A 3,666-nucleotide genomic window follows, 5' to 3' on the forward strand; every position below is an offset into this window, starting at 1 on the left:
AGATAGCCGTAGATGTAGATCTTGAGCAGGGTGGCGGGATGATACGCTGGGCGGCCCGTCACCTCCGGCACGATGCCGGCAAAGCCCAGGGCCGCGAGGTCCAACTCGTCGATGAATGCCTCAACAATCCGAACGGGATTGTCTTCGGTCACATCGTCATCCAGGCAGTCAGGAAGCAGGGTTGTCTGCCGACGGTCCTCACCCTCAACAAAACGCTTCATCGCGACCTCCGCCGATCACGATCAGCTTAGCAGATCAATGCGTTTCCACACAGGCTGGACCCAAATCAGCCCTTCAGGTCCAAGATGGCTCATGCGGATCAAGGACCTCGGCTGGCAGCCCATGAGCCGCAACCTGGTCGTCCGCCATGAAGGCAACGCTATCAGCTACGCTCACAATATTCTCAAGTGTATGCCCCGTTAGGAGTACCGTCTTCACCACTAGCTGACCAAGAGGACAGCATGGGTGCTCGACGAAGTTGTGTTACACTTGGAACTCTAGGGGCCCGGAACTCCAGGCAGGATCGGATACTGCGAGGCTGAGGACGCTGGTCGCGGAAGCCCGCGTGCCGCTTTCTTTTCCATCTGCAAACAACCTATCCACCGAGAACGGTTCGGCCCTGGTGAAGCGATGGGGAACACTCATGCAGGCCGAAGGACCCGATGCGGTGCGCGCCGCACTCGAGGCGCTCGTCCGGGCGCTCGCGCCAAATGCTGCGGGCGGCCTCGGGCGCGGGCCAACAGGCGAGCCCACTCCGGGACAGCCGGTCCTTCCTGAGCCTTTCCCCGTGGAGATCCCGCCGCTCGTGACCTGGGCGCGGCTCGCGATCCAGGGGCTCGAGTTCACGCAGGCCATCCAGCACTACGGAACGGGCTACGATGCGGACAACGCAGTGCCGCTCGTTGCACTGAAGCCGATGGTGGTCCGCGCCTATCCGTACGTGGCTCGGGGTCTCTTCGGCGACGACGGGCTCTCGGGCCGGCACGTGACAGGCGAACTGATCCTGTCCCGCACGAACGGCGACGTAGCCTACCGGACCGGGCCGACACGGCCCTCCGGGACGCGTGTCGGGCCGGAACGGCGGCTCGACCGCACCCTCTGGGACCAGGAGATCACGTTCTACGGCGGGCTCGGCGAGTTGAACGCGGAGCCGGTCTTCTGGAATGCGCCATTGAACTTCCACGTACCCGGCTGGTACCTGCGACGCGGCCACATGGTCGTCACTGTCCGCATCTGGCTCGTCGACGCGCCGCACCTGGCGAAGGTGGCCTCCGAGCGCATCCACCTGCTGGACGTGCGCCCACCGCGCATCAGCCTCGTACGCATCAAGATGACCGATGATGCCGGCACGGTGTATGCCCCCACGGACGCCAAGATGCTGGAGACAACGCGGCTCGCCGAGCGCATGCTGCCCTTTCCGTATCTCGAGACGCTAATCCTCGGCTGGGAGCTCAGCCTCAAGGGCATCGTGGAGGGGAGTGAGGTTTGCCCTTTGCTCCCCCACCTTTACTGGATTCGGGTCTTCAACGAGCTCTTCGGCCTCGGGCAGGTTGTCTTCGGCATCGTCGGCGGCAGCCTCAGTCCCAATGCGCACGCCGGCTGCAGGCTCCAGGGCCAGAGCATCGCCGCGTGTGTCGTCGGCCTCCAGGGCTCGTTCACACACGAACTCGGGCACCTCTACGGCCGCGACCTGCACGTTGGCAGCGCGCCTAAGGAGCCCGAGGATCCGAACTATCCGAACTACGGCGGCGACCGGCGGTCCATTGGCGAGGTCGGGATCGATGCCGGCCTCGCACCGCTTGAACTCAAGGATCCGGCCGAGTGGGACGACATCATGTCGAACGGGCAGCTTCGCTGGATCTCGCCCTATACCTATCGCGCCATCCTGAATGCACGCGGGATGTTCGACACGGTCCCGGCTGATCCGCGCCGGGTCAAGTCCTGGCTGGTGCTGAAGTGGCGCCTCGTGCGCCAGGTCGAGGGAGAGTGGAGGCTCGAGGTTGACGGCGCGCACCGGATCGCGGCCCCGGGACGCCTCCGGCCCCGGCCCTATCAGGAAGGGATCGCACCCGCGACGCCGGTCGCGCTCGACTTCGTGGACTGCGCCGGCCGCATCCTGGCCACACACCACGCCTTCGCCATGCCCGCGCCGGAGGAGCGCCTCGGTGACGGCTGCTGCGGCTGCGGTCGGTACGAGCCGCACATTCCGGAATCGGCCCGGCCGTGGCTCGACTTCTTCGAGCCGATCCCCTGGCCGGAGGGCGACGTGGCGCGGATCCTGCTCGTGCGGGAGGGCCGCTTGCTCGACAGCCTGGAGGTAGGCGAGCCGCCAAGCCTCGAGCTTGGCCGACCGCAGCCGGACGGCGAGCGGGTCGCGATTCCGGTTCTGGCAGCGCACCCGCGGGTGCGCCCCTCAGTGCTCGTGCTCTTCACCGGCGATGACGGCGAGAGCTGGCATCCGGTCGCAGTCGATCCCGAAGAAGGCGAGGTGGCGCTCGAGGCGCGGTACCTCGCCGGTGGGGAGCGCTGCCGCTTCCGAGCTGTGGCCACCGCCGAGCTTCAGGCGTGTGAGGCCGAGAGCGAGACCTTCGCGCTGCCGCGCCGGCGACGAGCGCTCTTTGTGCAGGCAAGGCAGGTCCGCCCGCCAGATGCGGTCCGGTTCTCAGCAACGATCGACAGCGGCGGACTCGGCGGAGTCCCGCCAGAGGAGGTGTTGTGGCACTCCGACCTTGACGGGGAGCTGGGGCGAGGGACCGAGCTCCAGAGGGCGCTGAGCCCCGGACGTCACGAGATCACCGTCCGGGCTCCGGACGGCCTGGGCGGGACACTCAGCGAGAGGGCGATCATCGTGGTCGGCGGATGAACAGGTTGCAGCGACGTTTAACGGGACGGTTCACATCCGGGAGACACAGCGCTTCTCAAAGCACTTCCCGCAAGACTGCCGGCTCCGCTCGCGCGGTGCGGCAGGATGAGCCCGGATCTTTCTCGGAGAGTAGTGCATGGCTATTCCTCTGACCTCGTTCGTCCATGGTTCGATCCTGACAAGCAGCCGCGAGGTTGCCGTGTCAGGTGCGCTGCAGGTCACCTCGGTTGAGCTGCTCTCCGGTGGCGCTACTGCGGAGTGACGACAAGCCTGACTTGGGCCTACAGCCAGGATCTCGGGAATCGCGTGATCGATGCAGCTCTCGCCAGCCTTCCGGCTCGGCAATCGGGCGCTCGCTTCGGGGTCGGGGTCGCCACGGCGATCCCCCAGGTTCGGCGTGCCCGCCACAGCTGCGCAGCTATTTCGATGTTGAGGACGGAACACTGAGATGTGGTTCTCCGTCGGCTACAAGGCCGAGCCGATGAAGCGCATCAATCAACTCTTCAAGAAAGGTTACATCAAGGATAAGAAGTTCAAGGGAGGGGAGCTGATCGAGATTGAGCCGGAGATGCCAACAGGCTCTTTCAACTACTTTATCGAAAGGAACTCAGTCTACTCGACCGCGAAAGGCAAAGTCTGTTAAGCGAGGGTGAATTCAGCCGAGAATGATTCTAGTTGTCTGGATGCGAGACCTCCTTGGCGGCAGCGATGACCTGGAGGGCGGGCGGCAACGCGTCTGAATCGGGCGGCTTGTAGCGGCGGTTGGCCAGCTTCGGCTCGGCGGCCAGGCGGCTGCGCACCAC

Annotated in this window: 4 protein-coding genes and 1 pseudogene; 3 read left to right on the forward strand and 2 right to left on the reverse strand. The window is 65.2% G+C overall.

The genetic code is table 11. The features are described from left to right. The coding region (locus FS320_RS40005) for a transposase (protein ID WP_162003556.1) at positions 1–221 on the reverse strand (221 nt) is incomplete at its 3' end. A gap of 422 nt (positions 222–643) precedes the next feature. Here FS320_RS40005 and FS320_RS40010 point away from each other — a divergent pair. The 3 genes from FS320_RS40010 (at position 644) to FS320_RS40015 (ending at position 3,506) form a co-directional block, all read left to right on the forward strand. After that, the gene (locus FS320_RS40010; protein WP_152717994.1) at positions 644–2,863 is read left to right on the forward strand and encodes a hypothetical protein; all 2,220 of its coding nucleotides are present in this window, start codon (positions 644–646) and stop codon (positions 2,861–2,863) included. 136 nt (positions 2,864–2,999) lie between these two features. Beyond that, on the forward strand, positions 3,000–3,125 hold the full coding sequence (locus FS320_RS50025) for a hypothetical protein (protein ID WP_274597291.1): 126 nt from the start codon (positions 3,000–3,002) through the stop codon (positions 3,123–3,125). 186 nt (positions 3,126–3,311) lie between these two features. Continuing rightward, the gene (locus FS320_RS40015) at positions 3,312–3,506 is read left to right on the forward strand and encodes a hypothetical protein (protein WP_152717996.1); all 195 of its coding nucleotides are present in this window, start codon (positions 3,312–3,314) and stop codon (positions 3,504–3,506) included. Between the two features lie 28 nt (positions 3,507–3,534). On the opposite strand, the pseudogene FS320_RS51225 reads toward FS320_RS40015, so the two are convergent. Continuing rightward, positions 3,535–3,666 (reverse strand): annotated as a pseudogene (locus tag FS320_RS51225) (IS481 family transposase); the annotation flags it as partial.

This window comes from Microvirga tunisiensis, from assembly GCF_009296175.1.
Lineage (GTDB): Bacteria > Pseudomonadota > Alphaproteobacteria > Rhizobiales > Beijerinckiaceae > Microvirga > Microvirga tunisiensis.